17 protein-coding genes are annotated in these 18,321 nt (G+C 72.8%); 8 read left to right on the top strand and 9 right to left on the bottom strand.

The genetic code is table 11. The features are described from left to right. Nucleotides 1-39: 39 nt before the first annotated feature. On the bottom strand, nucleotides 40-612 hold the full coding sequence (locus GCE86_RS22925; protein ID WP_167537064.1) for a TetR/AcrR family transcriptional regulator: 573 nt from the start codon (nucleotides 610-612) through the stop codon (nucleotides 40-42). 146 nt (nucleotides 613-758) lie between these two features. Here GCE86_RS22925 and GCE86_RS22930 point away from each other — a divergent pair, with 146 nt between their 5' ends. After that, on the top strand, nucleotides 759-1,412 hold the full coding sequence (locus GCE86_RS22930) for an NADPH-dependent F420 reductase (protein ID WP_154228839.1): 654 nt from the start codon (nucleotides 759-761) through the stop codon (nucleotides 1,410-1,412). Nucleotides 1,413-1,543: 131 nt separating this feature from the next. On the opposite strand, the gene GCE86_RS22935 is transcribed toward GCE86_RS22930, so the two are convergent. The 3 genes from GCE86_RS22935 to GCE86_RS22945 form a co-directional block, all read right to left on the bottom strand. Next, nucleotides 1,544-2,122 (bottom strand): hypothetical protein, encoded by a 579-nt coding sequence (locus GCE86_RS22935; protein ID WP_154228840.1) that lies wholly within the window; start codon nucleotides 2,120-2,122, stop codon nucleotides 1,544-1,546. A 907-nt stretch (nucleotides 2,123-3,029) separates the two neighbouring features. Further along, complete coding sequence (locus GCE86_RS22940) at nucleotides 3,030-3,713, bottom strand: response regulator transcription factor (protein ID WP_091267588.1); 684 nt, start codon at nucleotides 3,711-3,713, stop codon at nucleotides 3,030-3,032. A gap of 23 nt (nucleotides 3,714-3,736) precedes the next feature. Continuing rightward, entirely contained in the window at nucleotides 3,737-5,029 is a 1,293-nt protein-coding gene (locus tag GCE86_RS22945) for a sensor histidine kinase (protein WP_208818039.1), read from the bottom strand. Nucleotides 5,030-5,240: 211 nt separating this feature from the next. Here GCE86_RS22945 and phoU point away from each other — a divergent pair, with 211 nt between their 5' ends. Then, nucleotides 5,241-5,885 carry a phosphate signaling complex protein PhoU gene (phoU, locus tag GCE86_RS22950; RefSeq protein WP_154228841.1) on the top strand — a complete coding sequence of 215 codons (645 nt, stop codon included), beginning with the start codon at nucleotides 5,241-5,243 and terminating at the stop codon, nucleotides 5,883-5,885. Nucleotides 5,886-5,931: 46 nt separating this feature from the next. Here the strand turns inward: phoU and GCE86_RS22955 are convergent, their stop codons facing one another. After that, nucleotides 5,932-6,699 (bottom strand): phosphoglyceromutase, encoded by a 768-nt coding sequence (locus GCE86_RS22955; protein ID WP_154228842.1) that lies wholly within the window; start codon nucleotides 6,697-6,699, stop codon nucleotides 5,932-5,934. Between the two features lie 150 nt (nucleotides 6,700-6,849). Here GCE86_RS22955 and GCE86_RS22960 point away from each other — a divergent pair, with 150 nt between their 5' ends. Next, nucleotides 6,850-8,175, top strand: coding sequence for an MDR family MFS transporter (locus GCE86_RS22960; RefSeq protein WP_154228843.1), 1,326 nt, complete (start codon nucleotides 6,850-6,852; stop codon nucleotides 8,173-8,175). 105 nt (nucleotides 8,176-8,280) lie between these two features. Then, nucleotides 8,281-9,534 carry an MFS transporter gene (locus GCE86_RS22965; RefSeq protein WP_154228844.1) on the top strand — a complete coding sequence of 418 codons (1,254 nt, stop codon included), beginning with the start codon at nucleotides 8,281-8,283 and terminating at the stop codon, nucleotides 9,532-9,534. A gap of 409 nt (nucleotides 9,535-9,943) precedes the next feature. Here the strand turns inward: GCE86_RS22965 and GCE86_RS22970 are convergent, their stop codons facing one another. The 3 genes from GCE86_RS22970 to mshA all read right to left on the bottom strand — a co-directional run bounded on the left by GCE86_RS22970 (nucleotide 9,944) and on the right by mshA (nucleotide 13,017). Then, a complete protein-coding gene (locus GCE86_RS22970; RefSeq protein WP_167537065.1) occupies nucleotides 9,944-10,885 on the bottom strand; it encodes a hypothetical protein in 942 nt (313 codons plus the stop codon). A gap of 188 nt (nucleotides 10,886-11,073) precedes the next feature. Continuing rightward, nucleotides 11,074-11,607: a type III secretion system chaperone family protein gene (locus GCE86_RS22975; protein WP_154228846.1), complete on the bottom strand. Its 534-nt coding sequence runs from the start codon at nucleotides 11,605-11,607 to the stop codon at nucleotides 11,074-11,076. 48 nt (nucleotides 11,608-11,655) lie between these two features. Next, nucleotides 11,656-13,017, bottom strand: a complete 1,362-nt coding sequence (gene mshA, locus GCE86_RS22980) for a D-inositol-3-phosphate glycosyltransferase (protein ID WP_154228847.1) — start codon at nucleotides 13,015-13,017, stop codon at nucleotides 11,656-11,658. Between the two features lie 171 nt (nucleotides 13,018-13,188). Between mshA and GCE86_RS22985 the strand changes: the two genes are divergently transcribed. Then, entirely contained in the window at nucleotides 13,189-13,950 is a 762-nt protein-coding gene (locus tag GCE86_RS22985) for an SDR family NAD(P)-dependent oxidoreductase (protein ID WP_154228848.1), read from the top strand. A gap of 61 nt (nucleotides 13,951-14,011) precedes the next feature. Continuing rightward, nucleotides 14,012-14,794: a class I SAM-dependent methyltransferase gene (locus tag GCE86_RS22990; RefSeq protein WP_154228849.1), complete on the top strand. Its 783-nt coding sequence runs from the start codon at nucleotides 14,012-14,014 to the stop codon at nucleotides 14,792-14,794. 31 nt (nucleotides 14,795-14,825) lie between these two features. Here the strand turns inward: GCE86_RS22990 and GCE86_RS22995 are convergent, their stop codons facing one another. Continuing rightward, nucleotides 14,826-15,860, bottom strand: a complete 1,035-nt coding sequence (locus tag GCE86_RS22995) for a UDP-N-acetylmuramate dehydrogenase (RefSeq protein WP_239543399.1) — start codon at nucleotides 15,858-15,860, stop codon at nucleotides 14,826-14,828. A gap of 127 nt (nucleotides 15,861-15,987) precedes the next feature. Between GCE86_RS22995 and GCE86_RS23000 the strand changes: the two genes are divergently transcribed. Both GCE86_RS23000 and GCE86_RS23005 read left to right on the top strand, forming a co-directional pair. Further along, complete coding sequence (locus GCE86_RS23000; RefSeq protein WP_154228851.1) at nucleotides 15,988-16,743, top strand: maleylpyruvate isomerase family mycothiol-dependent enzyme; 756 nt, start codon at nucleotides 15,988-15,990, stop codon at nucleotides 16,741-16,743. A 206-nt stretch (nucleotides 16,744-16,949) separates the two neighbouring features. Then, a complete protein-coding gene (locus GCE86_RS23005; protein WP_154228852.1) occupies nucleotides 16,950-18,260 on the top strand; it encodes an ABC transporter substrate-binding protein in 1,311 nt (436 codons plus the stop codon). Nucleotides 18,261-18,321 lie beyond the last annotated feature (61 nt).

Consider the following 18,321-nt stretch of genomic DNA (forward strand, 5'->3'; position numbering starts at 1 on the left):
CGGCTCAGCCGGCGGCGGCGCCGACCGCGCGGTGCGGCTTCAGCCGGTGGCCGCGTCGACCAGGGCGCGGGCGGTGCGCTTGGCTGCCTCGGCGACCGCCGGGTCGGCGTCCAGCACGCCGCCGGCCAGACCACCGTCGAGCAGCAGGGTGAGCTGGCGGGCCAGCAGCTCGGGATCGGCCGCCCCGGCCCGTCGGGCCAGGTCGGTCACCCAGGCCCGGACCACGTTCTTGTGCTCGACCGTACGGGCGTGGACCGGGCTGCCGGCCGGTGACTCGGCGGCGGTGTTGATGAACGCGCAGCCGTGGTAACCCTCCCGGCGGCACGCCCCGCCGAGGGCGTCGAACATGCCGACGAGCTGCTCGCGGGGCTCGTCCCCAGCGTCCCGGGCGGCAGCCCGCAGCGCGCCGAACCAGGCCTGGTCGACCTTGTCCAGGTACGCCAGCACCAGGTCGTCCTTGCTGGGGAAGTGCTTGTAGAGGGTGGCCTTGGCGACGCCCGACTCGGCGATCACCGTGTCGACCCCGACGCCGCGCGGCCCGTGCGCGTAGAAGAGCCGGAACGCGGTGTCCAGGATGCGTTCCCGAGCGGAGCCGGCGGGGGTACGGGCCATCAGCCCAGCTTACAGACCGGTACGTCTGCCCTGCTGCTCGAGTTCCCCCGACTCCAGGCATCGTAGTAGACAGACCTGTCTGTTAGTCTCGGTCCCACCGAGCGCGTCGCATCGGCGTCGCGCGATCTCCGGAGGACGGACTCGACATGCGCATCGCAGTACTGGGCACCGGCATGGTGGGTCGGGCGATCGCCGCGCGCGCCGCCGAGCTGGGGCACGACGTCACCGTGGGCACTCGCGACGTGACGGTCACCCGAGCGGGCGACTGGGCCGACTGGGCCACCGCCCACCCCGGCGTCGACCTGGCCGCTCACGCCGACGCCACCGCCGACGCCGAGCTGGTGGTGAACGCGACAAGCGGCGACGGCGCCCTCCCCGCGCTGACCGCCGCGGGCGAGGAGAACCTGGCCGGCAAGGTCCTGCTCGACATCGCCAACCCGCTCGACTTCAGCAAGGGCTTCCCGCCCACCCTGTCCGTGCTCAACGACGACTCACTGGGCGAGCGGATCCAGCGGGCGTTCCCGCGTACCCGGGTGGTGAAGGCGCTCAACACCCTCACCGCCGACCTGATGACCCACCCCCGGCAGCTCGCCGACGGGGACCACACCGTCTTCGTCTCCGGCGACGACGCGGAGGCCAAAAAGGTGGTCACGGAACTGCTCACCAGCTTCGGCCACACCGACGTGATCGACCTGGGTGACATCACCACCGCCCGCGGCACCGAGATGCTGCTACCGCTCTGGCTGCGTCTGTACGGCGGGCTCGGCAGCGCCCTGTTCAACATCAAGGTCGTCCGCTGACGCCACGTCCGACGACCCACCCGAGATCTTGGACAGTTTCCGTTCGCCCGGAACGGTAACTGTCCAAGATCCGGAAACGCCGCTGGCCGGCACCCCGTGTTCGGGGGTGCCGGCCAGCGGCGTTAGTTGGGTCAGCTGTTCCAGTGCTGGCCGACGATGTCGGCGGCCTGCTGCTCCCACTGCGCGTACGCGTCCGGGTAGGCCGAGACCTGCACGGTCTGGGCGGCCTCGGTCAGCGGCATGTCCTGCCAGCCGTCGACCTGCTTCAGGCCCTTCTCGAACGCCAGGGTGGCGTACTCGGGGTCGGTGATCTGCTCCGGCGAACCCCAACCACTGGACGGGCGCTGCTGGAACAGGCCCAGCGAGTCGTGGTCATTGGCGTCGCCGAGGTGGCCCAGGTTCTCCAGCTTCGACTCCTGCAGGCTGGTCGCGATCGAGATGACCGCCGCCCGCTCCGGCAGACCGGCCTTCTTCGTCGCCGCGATGATCGCCTTGGCGTTGGCGGTCTGCTCGTCGTTCAGGTCGATCTTCGACTGCGCGCCCTGCACGCCGTGCGGGATCAGCTTGTCACCCTGCACCGCGACCGCAGCCGGCTTGGTGCCCTGCACCGGGGCAGCCTCGGCGTGGGCGGCGACCGGACCGGCGAAGATCCCACCGGTGAAGGCCAGACCAGCAATACCCAGCACGCTCTTACGCAGCATCGTGTTCATGAGGGGTAGCTCCATTCGGGGGTCGGCGCACACCCACACCGACGGGGGTCGGCAAAAAGGGGATGGCGTGCGCAAGCACCGTCAGGCGCTCAAGGAAAGTCTTTGGGGGATCATCCAGCGCGCGGGGCTGAGCCTCTTCGTCGCGCCGGGACCATGTACAACGACCGGCGGCCCACCATCATTCCGGGACCGGCACGCCCACCTCGGCGTGCGGTCCCCAGGGGCCGGCCACCCCCACGTGCGGGGCGCCTTCCTCGGTCGTGCACCGGGTATAACGACCCCCGCCCACCCGCCATTCCGCCGCCAGGGTGCCGCCGGTCACCCACGAAACGGACAGCCCGCCCAGCCTCCGCCGGTCGGTGGAACACCACGGGTGTATCCAGGCGCCGGAGACACCCACCGCGTTCCACTCACCCCCCGAGCCACAGCGCGAAACGGACACCCCACCCCAGCGCGCAACGGTCAGTGGAACGGTTCAGTGGAACGGTATGGAGGTATCCGAGCCCCGGAGACACCCACAGCGCTCCACTCACCGGGCGGGGCGCGCGCGAACCGGACATTCGAGCCAGCCGGGCGCCGACGGCTGGGTGTGCCGGGCGGCTGGTCGGGCGCCGGTAGCCGGGCGGAGCCCGGTGGAGCCGGCCGTCCGCGTACCCCTGGGGGTTGGGCACGACCCGGAAGCCCGGCGGAGGCCGCACCCCCGGCGAGCCGGACACGAGCCGGAAGCCCGGCGAACGCCGCAGCCCCCGAGGGCCGGACACGAGCCGGAAGCCCGGCGAACGCCGCAGCCCCCAGCGAGCCGGACACGAGCCGGAAGCCCGGCGAACGCCGCAGCTCCCGGGCGAGCCGGGCAACGGGCCGCAGGGGGGCGAAGGCCGCAGACGCCCCAGAACAGCCGATCAGCCGGTCACGGCTCGAACTTGTAGCCCAGCCCGCGGACGGTGACGATGTAGCGCGGAGCGGACGGCTCCGGCTCGACCTTGGAGCGCAGCCGCTTGACGTGCACGTCCAGCGTCTTGGTGTCGCCCACGTAGTCGGCGCCCCAGACCCGGTCGATGAGCTGCCCGCGGGTGAGCACCCGGCCGGCGTTGCGCAGCAGCAGTTCCAGCAGCTCGAACTCCTTGAGCGGCAGCTGCACGGCGGCGCCGTCGACGGTCACCACGTGCCGCTCGATGTCCATCCGGACCGGCCCGGCGGCCAGGGTCGGCGCACCCGACTCGGCGGCGTCGGCGCTCTGCCGGCGCAGCACGGCCCGGATCCGGGCGACCAGCTCGCGGGGCGAGTACGGCTTGGTGACGTAGTCGTCGGCCCCGATCTCCAGGCCGACCACCTTGTCGATCTCACTGTCCCGGGCGGTGACCATGATGATCGGCACGTGGGACCGCTGCCGGAGCTGGCGGCAGACCTCGGTGCCCGACATCTCCGGCAGCATCAGGTCGAGCAGCACGATGTCGGCGCCGGTCCGGTCGAACTCGGTGAGGGCGGAGGTACCCGTCGCGGCGACGGAGACCTCGAAGCCCTCCTTGCGGAGCATGTAGGACAGGGCGTCGGAGAACGATTCCTCGTCCTCCACCACCAGTACGCGGCTCAACGGGGTGTTTCCTTTCCTGTCGGTCAGACCTGCCGGAGCTCGGCCGGGCCGGCCTCGATCCCAGCGGAGGAGAGTGTCGCCTCCAGGTCGTCCGGGGGGCGGGCGGGCAGCCGGAGGGTGAACGTCGACCCCCCACCAAGAGTGCTCGACACATCCACCCGGCCGCCATGGTTGCTGGCGATGTGTTTGACGATGGCCAGGCCCAGGCCGGTGCCCCCGGTGGACCGGGAGCGGGCCTGGTCGGCCCGGTAGAACCGCTCGAAGATCCGGTCGACCTCGTTCGGGGCGATGCCGATGCCCTGGTCGGCCACGGCGATCTCGACGTGCTCGTCGGTGGCCCGCGCGGTCACCCGAACCGTGGTGTCCTCGGCCGAGTAGTTGATCGCGTTCTCCACCAGGTTCGCCACGGCGGTGGCGAGCTGGCTGTCGCTACCGTACGCCGTGAGCCCGCGGGCGCCGTCGACGACGATCTCCACGTGCCGGGCGGTGGCCGCCGTGCGGGTCCGGTCGACCACCTCGGCGATCACCCAGTCCAGCGAGACGGGCTCCGGGGCGGGCTGCGGCTCGGCGCCCTGGAGCCGGGTCAGCTCCAGCAACTCCTGCACCAGCCGGCCCAGCCGGGTCGACTCGTGCTGGATGCGCTCGGCGAACCGCCGGGCGGCCACCATGTCCTCGGACAGCTCGGCCGGGCCGTCGCCGGCCGGCTCGGTGGCGTCCACCAGCGCCTCGGCGAGCAGCTGGAGGGCACCGATCGGGGTCTTCAACTCGTGGCTCACGTTGGCCACGAAGTCCCGCCGCACCCGGGCCAGCCGGTGCGACTCGGTGACGTCGGCCGCCTCGATCGAGATGTAGCCGGCGCCCAGCCCCATGGCGCGCAGGTGCACGCCGAGCGGGTTGTCGCCCGCGCTGTCGCGGCCGCGGGGCAGGTCCAGCTCGATCTCGCGCCGCACGCCGGTGCGGCGGACCTGCCCGGCGAGGGTACGGATCAGCGGGTGCGCGGCCATCGAGCCGGGTGTCGCTCCGGTGCGGAGCAGGCCCATCGCCCGGGCGGCCGGGTTCACCAGCACCGGCACGTCGTCCGGGTCGAGCACCACCACGCCGGCGCGCAGCGCGTCGACCGTCTTGCGGCCGAGCCCGGAGAGCCCGCCCTGCTGGTCGTCGGGAATCGCGGGCCTCCCTGAACTGCGACGGGAGGCCTCGCCTCCCGGCGACACCGACCGGCGCCGCCACTGCTGGACGGGTCCGGACAGCAGCAGGCCGGCGACCAGTCCGGTCGCCAGTGCCACGGCCACCACGACCGCCACCGCCCATTCCACCTGGCGATCGTAGGGTCATTGTTAACCCGGCGATCGGGCACAACGGGACGAACCACTCTCACTTCCGGGAATGTTCATCCACGGGCCCCGCGTCGTTCACCCGCGTTCATCTTGACGCCGGTTCCTCGGGCCTACCGTGGGTCGCGCACCTGCTCACGCCGTATGCCGACCGTCCGGTCGGGCCGGCGAACACCGACCCCAGGAAGTGACGATGCGCGACGAGTTCCGGGCCGACCTGCAGATTGTCAGCCAGCTGCTGGTGGACATGGCCGAGGGGGTGCGGGCGGCCATGCGACAGGCCACGAAGGGCCTGCTCACCGCGGACCGCGCCGCGTCCGAGACGGTGATCGCGCGGGACGCCGAGATCGACGACCTGTACCGGCACGTCGAGGAGCGGGTCTGCGACCTGCTGGCCCGGCAGGCGCCGGTCGCCTCCGACCTGCGCGCCATGATCACCGCCCTGCACGTGGCCGCCGACCTGGAGCGCATGGGCGACCTGGCCGAACACGTCGCCAAGACGGCGCTGCGCCGGCACCCCTCGCCGGCGGTGCCGGCCGAGCTGCGTGCGGTCTTCACCGACATGGCCGCCATCGCCGACCGGATGGCCGAGAAGATCGCCTCGGTGCTGGCGAAGCCCGACGCCGACCTCGCCGCCGAGCTGGACCGCGACGACGACACCATGGACGACCTGCACAAGAGCCTCTTCGGCATGCTGCTCGGCGACGACTGGCCGTACGGGGTGGAGACCGCGATCGACGCGACCCTGCTGGGCCGCTTCTACGAGCGCTTCGCCGACCACGCGGTGAACGCCGGCGAGCACGTGGTCTACCTGATCACCGGCACCACATCAGCCTGAGGAAAAACGAAGGGCCCCCTGACGGCAGGGGGCCCTTCGTCGCGTCTCAGCGGCCCTGGTTGGCGACCGCGGCGGCGGCCTCCTTCGCCGCCTCCGGGTCCAGGTAGCTCCCGCCGAGGACCTGCGGGCGCAGGTTCGCGTCCAGGTCGTAGCGCAGCGGGATGCCGGTGGGGATGTTCAGCTTGGCGATCGCCTCGTCGGAGATCTCGTCGAGGTGCTTGACCAGGGCGCGCAGCGAGTTGCCGTGCGCCGCCACCAGCACCGTCCGGCCGGCCAGGATGTCCGGCACGATCGAGTCGTACCAGTAGGGCAGCATCCGCTCGACGACGTCCTTGAGGCACTCCGTGCGCGGCATCAGCTCGGTCGGCAGCAGCGCGTACCGGGGGTCGCCGACCTGCGACCACTCGTCCGCGTCGTCGATGGGCGGCGGCGGCGTGTCGTAGGACCGGCGCCAGAGCATGAACTGCTCCTCGCCGTACTCGTCGAGGGTCTGCTTCTTGTTCTTGCCCTGCAGGGCGCCGTAGTGCCGCTCGTTGAGCCGCCATGACCGGCGCACCGCGATCCAGTGCCGGTCGGCGGCGTTCAGCGCCAGCTCGGCCGTGCGGATCGCGCGGCGCAGCACGCTCGTGTGCACCACGTCGGGCAGCAGGTTGTGCTCGCGGAGCAGCTCACCGCCGCGCCGCGCCTCGGTCTCGCCCTTGGCGGTCAGGTCGACGTCGACCCAGCCGGTGAAGAGGTTCTTGGCGTTCCAGTCGCTCTCGCCGTGCCGCAGCAGGACCAGCGTCCCGATGGTGGGCCCTTCGCTCGCAGTCATGCGGATCATCCTGCCGTACGCCACGGGCGGACACGCGGGGACCGGTCGTGACGACCACCACGTGGAAAAGCTGATGACCGGCGTTCCCGAGCGCGACTAGGTTGTAAGGCGCTGCAGATAGGTCGGTCATTACCAAACGGGGGCGCGGGGATGCGGACGGTGCGGGGCTGGTTCCGGGACACCACAGGCGGGCTACCGAGGACCTTCTGGTACCTCTGGACCGGCACCCTGATCAACCGGCTCGGTTCGTTCGTCCTGGTCTTTCTGGCCATCTACCTCACCCAGGAACGCGACTTCTCCGCCTCGCAGGCCGGCCTGGTCATCGGGCTCTGGGGCGTCGGCGGCGCGGTCGGCACCACGATCGGCGGCACCCTGACCGACCGGTGGGGACGCCGGCCCACCCTGCTCACGGCGCACCTCGGGGCAGCCACCATGATGGTCGCGCTCGGCCTGGCCCGGCCGCTCTGGGCGGTCGCGCTGGGGGCGCTGCTGCTCGGCACCTTCGCCGAGGCCGCCCGGCCCGCGTTCGGCGCGATGATGGTCGACGTGGTGCCGGAGAAGGACCGGCTGCGCGCCTTCTCCCTGAACTACTGGGCCATCAACCTGGGCTTCGCCTGCGCCGCGGTGCTGGCCGGCGTGGCCGCCCAGGCCGGGTACCTGCTGCTCTTCCTGGTCGACGCGGCCACCACGCTGGTCACCGCTCTGATCATCTTCACCCGGGTCGGTGAGACCCGGTCGGCGCACGCCGGTCCGGTGAGCAAGGGCGCGGCGGCCCCGGCGGGCGCCCTGCGGACCATCCTCACCGACCGGGTCTTCCTGGGCTTCGTGGCGCTCAACCTGTTCGGCGCGCTGGTCTTCCTCCAGCACATCTCGATGCTGCCGATCGCCATGGGCGACTCCGGGCTGAGCCCGGCCACCTACGGCTCGGTGATCGCGCTCAACGGGGTGCTCATCGTGGTCGGCCAGCTCTTCGTGCCCAGGCTGATCAAGGGCCGGAGCCGGTCGCACGTGCTGGCGCTCGCCGCGCTGGTGACGGGCGCCGGGTTCGGGCTGACCGCGTTCGCCGACACCGCCTGGCTCTACGGCCTGACCGTGCTGATCTGGACGGTCGGCGAGATGCTCAACTCGCCGTCCAACGCCACCCTCATCGCCGAGCTGTCCCCCGCGGCGCTGCGCGGCCGCTACCAGGGCGCCTTCTCGCTCTCCTGGCAGCTCGCCGGCGCCACCGCGCCGGTCCTGGGCGGCGTGGTCCGGGAGCACTCCGGCAACACCGCGCTGTGGCTCGGCTGCGCCGCGATCGGCGCCGTGATGGCGGTGGCCCACCTGATCTCCGGCCCTGCGCGGGAGCGGCGCGCGGCCCGGCTCCGCACCGCGGGCACCACCGTCACGCCGGTGACCGTGACCCGGACCCCGGCGCCCGAGGCGGCCGAGGCCGCGGCCACGGCACCCGCCGAGCCGGTCCGCGCCGGCTCCTGAGGTACGCCTTCCGGCGGGCGTGACCAGCGCCACCGGGCGAACGCCCGGGCGGGCCACTACGGTCGGCAGGGGCGGATCGGTTAACAAACTTTCCCAGGAGGACGGGTGCGCGGCCTGCGGCGCTGGTGGGACGACACGGCCGGCGGGCTCCCCGCCACCTTCTGGTACCTCTGGTCCGGCCTGCTCATCAACCGGGCCGGCGCGTTCGCCATGCTCTTCCTGTCGCTCTACCTGACCACCGCCCGGGGAGCCTCGCCGTCGCTCGCCGGCCTGGTGGTCGGGGCGTACGGGGCCGGTGGCGCCGCCGGCACGCTGCTCGGCGGGGTGCTGGCCGACCGGTGGGGCCGGCGCTCCACCCTGCTGGCCGCCCACCTGGCCGCGGCCGGGCTCATGGTGGCCCTGGCGTTCAGCCGGCACCTCGCGGTGATCGCCGTGCTGGCCGCGCTGGTCGGGGTGGTCCACTCGATGCCCAGCCCGGCGTTCGTGGCCGCCATCGTGGACGTGGTGCCCGAGGCCCGCCGCTCCCGCGCGTTCAACCTCCAGTTCTGGGCGTTCAACCTGGGCATGGCGGTGGCCTCGCTGCTGGCCGGAGTGCTCGCCGAGGCGAGCTTCCTGGCCCTGTTCCTGGTCGACGCCGGGGCCACCCTGGCGGCGACCGTGGTCATCGCGCTGAAGGTTCCGGAGACCCTGACCCGCCGCCCGGTCACCCTGCGCGCGGTGGCGGGCCGGCGGCCCGGGCTGCACACCGCGCTGACCGACCGCACCTTCCTCACCTTCGTGGGGCTGACCTTCCTGCTGGCCGTGCTCACCATGCAGACCTCGACGATCATGCCGCTCGCCATGCGGGACGACGGCCTGCGCCCCACGGCGTACGGGGTGGTCGTGGCGCTCGGCGGCGCGTTGATCGTGGCCGGTCAGCTCTTCGTGCCCCGCCTCATCGAGCCCTACCGGAAGTCGACCGTCCTGGCGGTCTCCACCGGCCTCATGGCGCTCGGCTTCGCGGCGTTGACCGTCGCCGACGGCCTGCCGCTCTACCTCGGCGCGGCCGTGGTGTGGACGGTCGGACAGATGCTCGCCGCGCCGCCGAACGCGCAGATCAACGCGGATCTCGCCCCGCCCGAGCTGCGCGCCCGTTACCAGTCGGTGTTCTACCTGACCTTCCCGGCGGCGTCGTTCGCGGCGCCGGCCCTGGGCGGGCTCAGCCTCCAGCACCTCGGTGCGCGGCACTGGCTCGTGGTGGGCGCCCTGGGCCTGGTCGCGGCGGCCGGTCACCTGCTGGCCGGGCCGCCCCGGGAGCGCCGGATCGCCGAGTTGCGGGCCGCGGCCGAGCGGGCGGCGACGGTGCCGGCGGGACGCTGAACGATCCGGGAATGTCCCAGCGGGCGCTGAACGGCCCCAGAAACGGCTCGAGCGCCCACCACGACCCCCGTCGTGATGGGCGCTCGCACCGTACGCCCGGCGGCGGCGGGCGACCCTCACCCCCGTAAGCGTCGCCCGCTCGCGCCGCCGGTTCCTCGGATGGCACCGTCCCCCAACGGTGTGATCCACCCGATCCCTCGCGCCTCGCTTGCGCGGATCTGATCGATCCGCCGCTCCCCCGAACGATTCCAAGCGTGGCGCGGTGCAATAAAGTTAGTTCGCCCGGATTCCGGATTCAACCTCGATTGCTGTCTTGCCCGTCACAGCACCCGTGTCGCATATCCGGCTGTCCCTGCTCCGGTCTCTCTCTGGCCAACAAGCGAATCCCCGCCGGCCATTCCCCTAAACCTCAGGCGTCCTCGCGATTCGGGTTCTCGGTACGGAAGAAGTTGCTCTGCCGCCCGTCCCGCATCTGCTCCTGGTAGATCAGGTTGAGGCCGCGCAGGTCGAAGGTCCGGAACCAGTCGTCCCAGCTCACCTCGCGGATCCGGCTGCTCTCCCGGTAGCCGGGGATGTTGAACGTCAGCACCCCGGGCCGGTCACCGCGCTCGGTTCCGGCGATGGTGGCCGGCTTGGCGCCCCGGGCCCGGGCCCAGCGCTGGATGACCTCGTGATTGGTCGTCACCAGGCTGCGCCCCGGACGTTCGGGACGGTCGTCCAGCGACATGATCTGCTGGGACGAACTCACCGAACGGGACGCCGACCGGCCGCTCCGGACCTGGGTGGCCGCCGCGGCCGTACCCCGGGCCGGGGCCGCCTTCGCCCGAGCGGTCGTGGTCTTCTTCGCCGGGGCCGCCTTCGCCCGGGCGGTCGTCGCCTTCTTCGCGGGGGCCGCCTTCGCCCGAGCGGTCGTGGTCTTCTTCGCCGGCGCCGCCTTCGCCCGAGCGGTCGTGGTCTTCTTCGCCGGCGCCGCCTTCGCCCGAGCGGTCGTGGTCTTCTTCGCCGGCGCCGCCCGGGCAGCCGCGGCCTTCTTCGCGGGCGCCGCCTTGGCCCGGGCGCCCGCCGCCTTCTTGGCGGGGGCGGCCTTCGCGCGGGCGCCGGTGGCCTTCGCGGACGGCGCGGCCTTGGCCCGCGACGGTGCGGTACGGCGCGCCGCGGTCGTCTTCTTCGCCGCGGCCGTCTTCTTCGTGGCCGACGGCCGGCCGGCCGGGCCGGTGCTCTTCCGGGCCGCACCGCCCTGTTCGGATCGCAGCTTCCGGACCAGGGTCTTCACCAGGTCCGGCTTGCGCATGGCGGAGAGCCCGGAGACCCCGCGCCGGCGCAGCTGGCCCCGGATGTCGTCGACCTTCATCCGGGAGATCGCGGATTCGGAAATACCCGGCGTGTTCGCCGTCTGGTTGCCGGGCTGGCGTTTGGTCCTCGTCGCAGTCGTGCCGCGACTTGAGCTGTTGCGCTGAGCCATGGGACACGCTCCTCGACAGTCCGTCCTCGGCACGCGGTGGGTCCCAATTCGCCGCACCGCGCGGTGCGGCATACCCCTCAGGACGGGTCCGAACCTCCGGCGGCCGAGCCGGCCGGGGCCGAGGGCTCGAAGAGGTGCGCGAACGCCGCCAAATTGGCCGTCGACTCGCCCCGCTTGACCCGCCACTCCCACTCCCGGCGGATGGCCGTGCCGAAACCGATCTCCAGCATGCTGTCGAAGGACTCGTCGGCGTAGGTCAGGACGGCCCCGAGCAGGCGGTCCAGTTCGTCCTCGTCCACCCCGGTCAGGTTGACGCGCCCGGTCAGGTAGACGTCGCCCACGGCGTCGATGGAGAAGGACACCCCGTACATCCGGGCGTTGCGCTGGAGCAGCCAGGCCCACAGCTCCTCGCGGCGCTCGTCGGGCTGGCGCATCACGAACGCCTCGACCCGCAGGGCGTGCTCGCCGACGATCAGGTTGCAGATCGTCTTGAGCTTGTGGGTGCCCGGCAGGGTGACCGCGTACGACGTCTCGCCGGTGGACTCCCACTCCAGCTCGCGCTCGGCAAAGACGGCCTCGATCAGCGCGGCGACCTCACTCCTGCGGCTCATCGCACCCACTCTACGGCCGCTCGGCGGAGGCCGCCGGACCGGCGACGCTCACCACGAGCATGCGAGGGCGGGGTCACCGAGCCGGCCGGCCAGGCGTACCCGGTGCTCGGCGATCGCCTCGCCGTAGACGGCGAGCAGGCCGGAGACGGTGCGGTGCCAGGAGAAGTCGCGCGCGTGCCGCTCGGCGCCGCGGCCCAGGGCGGCCCGGCGCAGCCGGTCGGGCAGGAGGCGGGCCAGCGTACGGGCCCAGTCGACCGGGTCGTGGCCGTCGATGAGGACCCCGCTGACGCCGTCCCGGACCGCGGTGACCAGCCCGCCCACGGCGGCCGCCAGCACCGGGGTGCCGCACGCCTGGGCCTCCAGCGCGACCAGCCCGAACGACTCGTTGTGCGAGGGCACCGCGACCAGGTCGGCCGCCCGGTACAGGGCGGGCAGGTCGTCGCCGGTCTGCGGCGGCAGGAACCGCACCCGGTCGGCGACGCCGAGCGAGCCGGCCAGCTCCATGAGGGCGGTGGGGCGGTCCAGCCCCGTGCCGCTCGGGCCGCCGCAGATCACCACGGTCACCTCGTCGGCGAGTGCGGGCTCCCGGTCGCGCAGCGCGGCGACCGCCCGGATGAGCACGTCCGGGGCCTTGAGCGGCTGGATCCGGCCGACGAAGGCCACCACGTAGCCGCGGGCCGGCAGGCCGAGGCGGCGGCGGGCCGCCAGCACGGCCGCGTCCCGGTCGCCGCGGGCCGGGCGGAACCGGTCCAGGTCCACGCCGGGCTCCACCACGGCCACCCGGGCGGGTTCGGCGTCGTACCGGTCGACCAGGTCGCGGGCCTCGGCCCGCGTGTTGGCGACCAGCCGGTCGGACTCGGCGACCACCTGCTCCTCGCCGATGACGCGGGCCTTGGGCTCGGGCCGGTCCCCGGCGGCGAGCTGGGCGTTCTTGACCTTGGCCAGGGTGTGTGCGGTGTGCACCAGGGGCACGCCCCAGCGCTCCTTGGCCAGCCAGCCCACCTGGCCGGAGAGCCAGTAGTGCGAGTGGATCAGGTCGTAGTGGCCTGGCGGCCGGGCCGCCTCGGCGCGGAGCACGCCGGCCGTGAAGGCGCAGAGCTGGCCGGGAAGCTCCTCCTTGGTCAGCCCCTCCAGGGGGCCGGCGGTGACGTGCCGGACGCTCACTCCGGGCGCCATCTCGACCACCGGCGGCAGGTCGCCGGAGGTGGCCCGGGTGAAGATCTCCACCTCGACGTCGGCCTCGGCCAGGCGCCGGGCGACCTCCAGGATGTAGACGTTCATGCCGCCGGCGTCGCCCGTGCCGGGCTGGTGCAGCGGCGAGGTGTGCACGGAGAGGGTGGCGATCCGGCGCGGCCGCGGCCACGGCAGGGCACCTCGCTGACGACCGACACCGGTGTGCAACTCCGCCACGTCCGCTCCCTCTGTCACGGTTGATGCCGTCCCGCACCACCGGCGCATCTCGGTCAACCTCCGCGCCGGATGTCATCTTCCCCATCGGGCTTCGGAAATGCGTCCCGGCGGGTCCCGGGCGTGACGGACCTCATCACCGCGAGGAGCGGGGCGGCGGGTGAGAATGACCGGATGACCTCAGTCGCCATCGTCACCGGGGCGTCCAGCGGGATCGGCGCGGCCACGGCCCGCCGGCTGGCCGCCGAGGGTTTCCACGTGCTCGCCGCCGCGCGGCGTACCGACCGGCTGGCCGGCCTCGTCGCCGAGATCGAGGCGGCCGGCGGCGCGGCCACGGCGGTGGAGTGCGACGTCACCGCCGACGAGTCGGTCGCCGGGCTGGCCGCCGCGGCCGCCGCCGCGCCCGGGCCGGTCACCCTGCTGGTCAACAATGCCGGCGGGGCGCGCGGGCTGGACCCGGTGGAGTCCGCCGACGTGGGCGACTGGCAGTGGATGTACGACGTCAACGTGCTCGGCACGCTCCGGGTCACCAAGGCCCTGCTGCCCGCGCTGGAGTCCTCCGGTGCCGGCACCGTCGTCATCATCAGCTCCACCGCCGGGCACGTCGTCTACGAGGGCGGCGGCGGCTACACGGCGGCCAAGCACGCGCAGACCGCGATGGCCGGCACGCTCCGGCTGGAGTTGTGCGGCCGCCCGGTCCGGGTGATCGAGATCGACCCGGGCATGGTCAAGACCGAGGAGTTCGGCCTGGTCCGGTTCGGCGGCGACGCCGACCGGGCCGCGGCGGTCTACGCCGGGGTGGCCGAGCCGCTGGTCGCCGAGGACGTGGCCGACTGCGTCGCCTGGTGCGCCACCCGCCCGCACCACGTCAACATCGACCAGCTCGTGGTCCGCCCGCTGGCCCAGGCCGCCCAGCACAAGGTGCACCGGGCCTAGCGTGAAGCACGAGGAGTGAGCCGATCTTGCGAGCCCCGCAGTCGCGAACGGTAGGGCTCTGATGGCCCGGCCGCTCGGGGTCGTCACCCGGGGCACGACGAATCCGAACCGGCTCCGCCGGGTGGACAACTGGATCGCCGCGACCTGTGGTGACGCCCTGCGCGCCGCCGCCGACCCGCTCGTGGTCGACCTCGGCTACGGCGCCACCCCGGTGACCGCCGTCGAGCTGCGGGCCCGGCTCGCGGCCGCGGTCCGCGCGGACGTCCGGGTCGTCGGGCTGGAGATCGATCCGGTACGCGTGGCCGCCGCCCAGCCGGCCGCCGACCCGCCGGGGCTCACCTTCGCCCGGGGCGGCTTCGAGCTGGCCGGGCTGCGCCCCGCCCTGGTCCGGGCGTTCAACGTGCTGCGCCAGTACGACGAGGGCGAGGTGCCCGGAGCCTGGCGCACGGTCACCGACGGGCTCGCCCCGGGCGGGCTGCTGGTCGAGGGCACGTGCGACGAGCTGGGGCGGCTCGGCGCCTGGGTGCTGCTCGACGCGGCCGGCCCGCGCACGCTGACCCTGGCCGCGAAGCTCACCACGCTGGCGAGCCCGGCCCAGCTCGCCGAGCGGCTGCCCAAGGCGCTCATCCACCGCAACGTCCCCGGCGAACCGATCCACGACCTGATCCAGGCCCTGGAGAGCGCCTGGCAGTCCACGGCCGGCTACGCCCCCTTCGGCCCCCGCGACCGCTGGACGAGAACGATCGCCGCGGTGAAGGCGGCAGGCTGGCCGGTCCAGAACCGCCCAAGCCGCTGGCGCCTGGGCGGACTGACCGTCCCCTGGCCGGCGGTAGCCCCCACCTGACCCTGCCGCCGTCCGCCCGCCGCGGGCGGGGCTAGATTGCGCAGTTGATCAGGACGGGTTCGGGGTGGAGGGCTACTCCGAAGCGGGTTTCCACGCCAGTGCGGATGTCGCGGGCCAAGGTCAGCAGGGCTGCCGTACTTGCGGTGCCGGTCTGGTTCGTCAGGGCCAGCGTGTGCTTCGTGGAGATCGCCACGCCCTCGGGGCCGGTGTGGCCCTTGCCGAAGCCGGCCTTGTCGATCAGCCAGGCGGCGCTCACCTTGACCCGGTCCCCCGGGCACGGCCAGGACGGCGGCTCACCCAGGTCGGCGGCGCGCTCCCGTAGCAGCTCGTAGGCCTCCGGCTCCAGCACCGGGTTGGTGAAGAACGAGCCCACCGACCAGGTGTCCGGGTCCTGCGCGTCGAGCACCATGCCCTTGCCGGCGCGCAGCCGCCGCACGGTGGCCCGGGCCTCCGCCAGCGGCACCCGGTCGCCCACCTCGACGCCGAGCGCCCGGGCCAGCTCGGCGTAGCGCACCGGGCCGGAGAGTGGGGAGCGGGTGAGCCGGAAGTCGACCGAGAGCACCACCCAGCGGTCGCTGTACTTGAAGATGCTGCCCCGGTAGGCGAACCCGCAGTCCGCCGCCGCGATCCGGACAACCTTGCCCTCGGTCCGGTCGTACGCCGCCACGGCGGTGATCGTCTCGGCCACCTCCTGGCCGTACGCGCCGACGTTCTGGATCGGGGTGGCGCCGGCCGAGCCGGGGATGCCGGAGAGGCACTCCAGCCCCGACCAGCCGCGCTCGACGGTGGCGGCGACCAGGTCGTCCCAGGGCTCGCCGGCCTCGACACGTACGGTGACCGTCTCGGCGTCCTCAGCGATCACCTGGAAGCCGCGTGATCGGATGAGCACGACGGTGCCGGGGAAGCCCTGGTCGCCGATCACCACGTTGCTGCCGCCGGCCAGCAGCAGGACGGCCTGCTCCCGGGCCTCCGCGTCCTGGACCTTCCGGACGATCTCGTCGGCGCTGCTGGCGATCTCCAGCCGCCCGGCCGGGCCGCCCAGGCGCAGCGTGGTGTAGCGCGCCAGGGTGGCCGGGTCGATCGGGTCGGCTCCGGTCGTCGGTTCGGCGTAGACGTCTGACACGCCTCTCACCCTAGGCTGAGGGGTAGCCGCGGCACCCACTGGTGGCCCGGTCACCCCCGGGAGGATTGCGATGAGCAGACTGCACGGCACGAAGGACTTCTGGATCGGCGCGTTGCGGACGGAGGGTCCCGCCTTCGCCGCCGCAGTCGCCGAGGCGCCCCCCGAGACACCGGTGCTGTCCTGTCCTGGCTGGACGGTCGCCGACCTCGCCCACCACCTCACCCGGATGTACGTCTGGGCCCGGACGGTGCTGACCGCCGGGACGGCCAGCCGTCCGGAGCGGCACGACCCGGAACCGCCGGCCGGCCGCACCCCGGAGCAGTGGTACCGCCAGGAGTACGAGCGGCTGATGACGCTCTTCGAGGCGCTCGACCCGGAGGCCCCGGCGTGGAACTTCGCCCCGCAGCCGAAGAAGGCGGCCTTCTGGCCGCGCCGGGCGGCGCACGAGACCGCGGTGCACCGCTGGGACGCCCAGCTGGCGATCGGCGCGGGTGAGCCGATCGAGGCCAAGCTGGCGGCCGACGGGGTGAGCGAGGTGCTGGACACCTGGCTGCCGGCGGGCCGGCGGATTCAGCCGGGCCAGTGGCACGGCGTGGTCCAGCTGACCGCCACCGACGCCGCCCAGGAGTGGTACCTGCGGCTGCGCGGCGAGGGCATCGCCCTGCTGGACACCGCGACGATCCTCGATCACGACGAGCACCACGCCCGCGCGCAGGTCACCGGCACCGCCAGCGACCTGCTGCTGGCCGTGATGGGCCGGATCAGCTTCGATGCCCTCGGGGTGGCCGGCGACCGGCGCCTGCTCGACGGGCTGCGGGTGGGCTGACCCCCGGCTGACCCCGCCGGGGGGTCGCGCGGACATCGGGCGGAGAGCGGCGTTTCCCACCCGGAACGCACTCTCCGCCCTTTTCCGGACTCCGTGAGAGCGCTCTCTTGACACGTCACGCGACACCCACCACCCTGTCGTGAGAGCGCTCTCTCAGTACCGGAACCGCCCGCCACCACCCGATACCTAGAGGGGTCAGATAAGAGATGGTCACCTTCACGCGCCGCCGCCTGGCCGCGGTGGCCCTGGTCGCCACCACCGCGCTGCTGGGCGCCACCGCCTGCGGGGGCGGTGACGACGAGGCCGCCGCCGGTGGCCCGGTCACGCTCACCGTCGACGTCTTCGGTCAGTTCGGCTACGAGGAGCTCTACAAGGAGTACATGGCCGGCCACCCCGACGTGAAGATCGTCGAGCGGGGCACCGGCAGCAACCTGGACGAGTACTCGCCGAAACTCACCCAGTGGCTCGCCGCGGGCAAGGGCGCGGGCGACATCGTCGCCATCGAGGAGGGCCTGCTGGTCGAGTACAAGGCCAACCCGCAGAACTTCGTCAACCTGCTCGACCACGGGGCCGCCGACCTGAAGGGCAACTTCCTGGACTGGAAGTGGAACCAGGGGCTCACCGCCGACGGCAAGCAGCTCATCGGTCTCGGCACCGACGTCGGCGGCATGGCCATGTGCTACCGCAAGGACCTGTTCGCCAAGGCCGGGCTGCCCACCGACCGCGAGGCCGTCTCGAAGCTCTGGCCCACCTGGGCGGACTACATCAGGGTGGGCGAGCAGTTCAAGGCGAAGAACACGGGCGCCTCGTTCCTGGACGCGGCGACCAACACGTTCAACACCATCCTGCTCCAGACCGCCGGCAACACCACCGGCTACAGCTACTACGACACGAGCGACAAGCTGGTCGTCGACAGCAACCCGGCCGTGCGGCAGGCGTACGACACCACCATGGACATCATCGACTCCGGCCTGTCCGGCCGGTACGGGTCGTGGTCGGAGGAGTGGGTCTCGGCGTTCAAGCAGTCGAAGTTCGCCACCATCGCCTGCCCGGCCTGGATGACCGGCGTCATCGAGGGCAACGCCGGCGCGGGCGCGAAGGGCAATTGGGACATCGCCCAGGTGCCCGGCAACGGCGGCAACTGGGGTGGCTCCTTCCTGGCCGTGCCGAAGCAGGGCAGGCACCAGGCCGAGGCGATCGAGCTGGCGAAGTTCCTGACCAGCGCCAAGGGTCAGATCGGCGCGTTCAAGGCCAAGGGCCCGCTGCCCTCGTCCCCGCAGGCGCTGGCGGACCCGGCGATCGTCGAGTCGACCAACGCGTACTTCTCGGCGGCGCCGGTCGGAAAGATCTTCGCCGAGGGCGCCAAGAGCCTGAAGCCCGTCTACATGGGCCCGAAGAACCAGGCCGTACGCACCGAGGTGGAGAACGCCGTCCGCACCGTGGAGCTGGGCAAGCGCAGCCCCGAGCAGGGCTGGACCGACGCGGTCGAGAACGCGAAGAAGGCCGCGGCCAAGTAACCCGAGCCAGGCCGTGCGGGCGGTTCCCGGTCGACGGGTGCCGCCCGCACGGCGGAAAGGA

Source organism: Micromonospora terminaliae (genome assembly GCF_009671205.1).
In the GTDB taxonomy this organism is placed as follows: Bacteria; Actinomycetota; Actinomycetes; order Mycobacteriales; family Micromonosporaceae; genus Micromonospora; species Micromonospora terminaliae.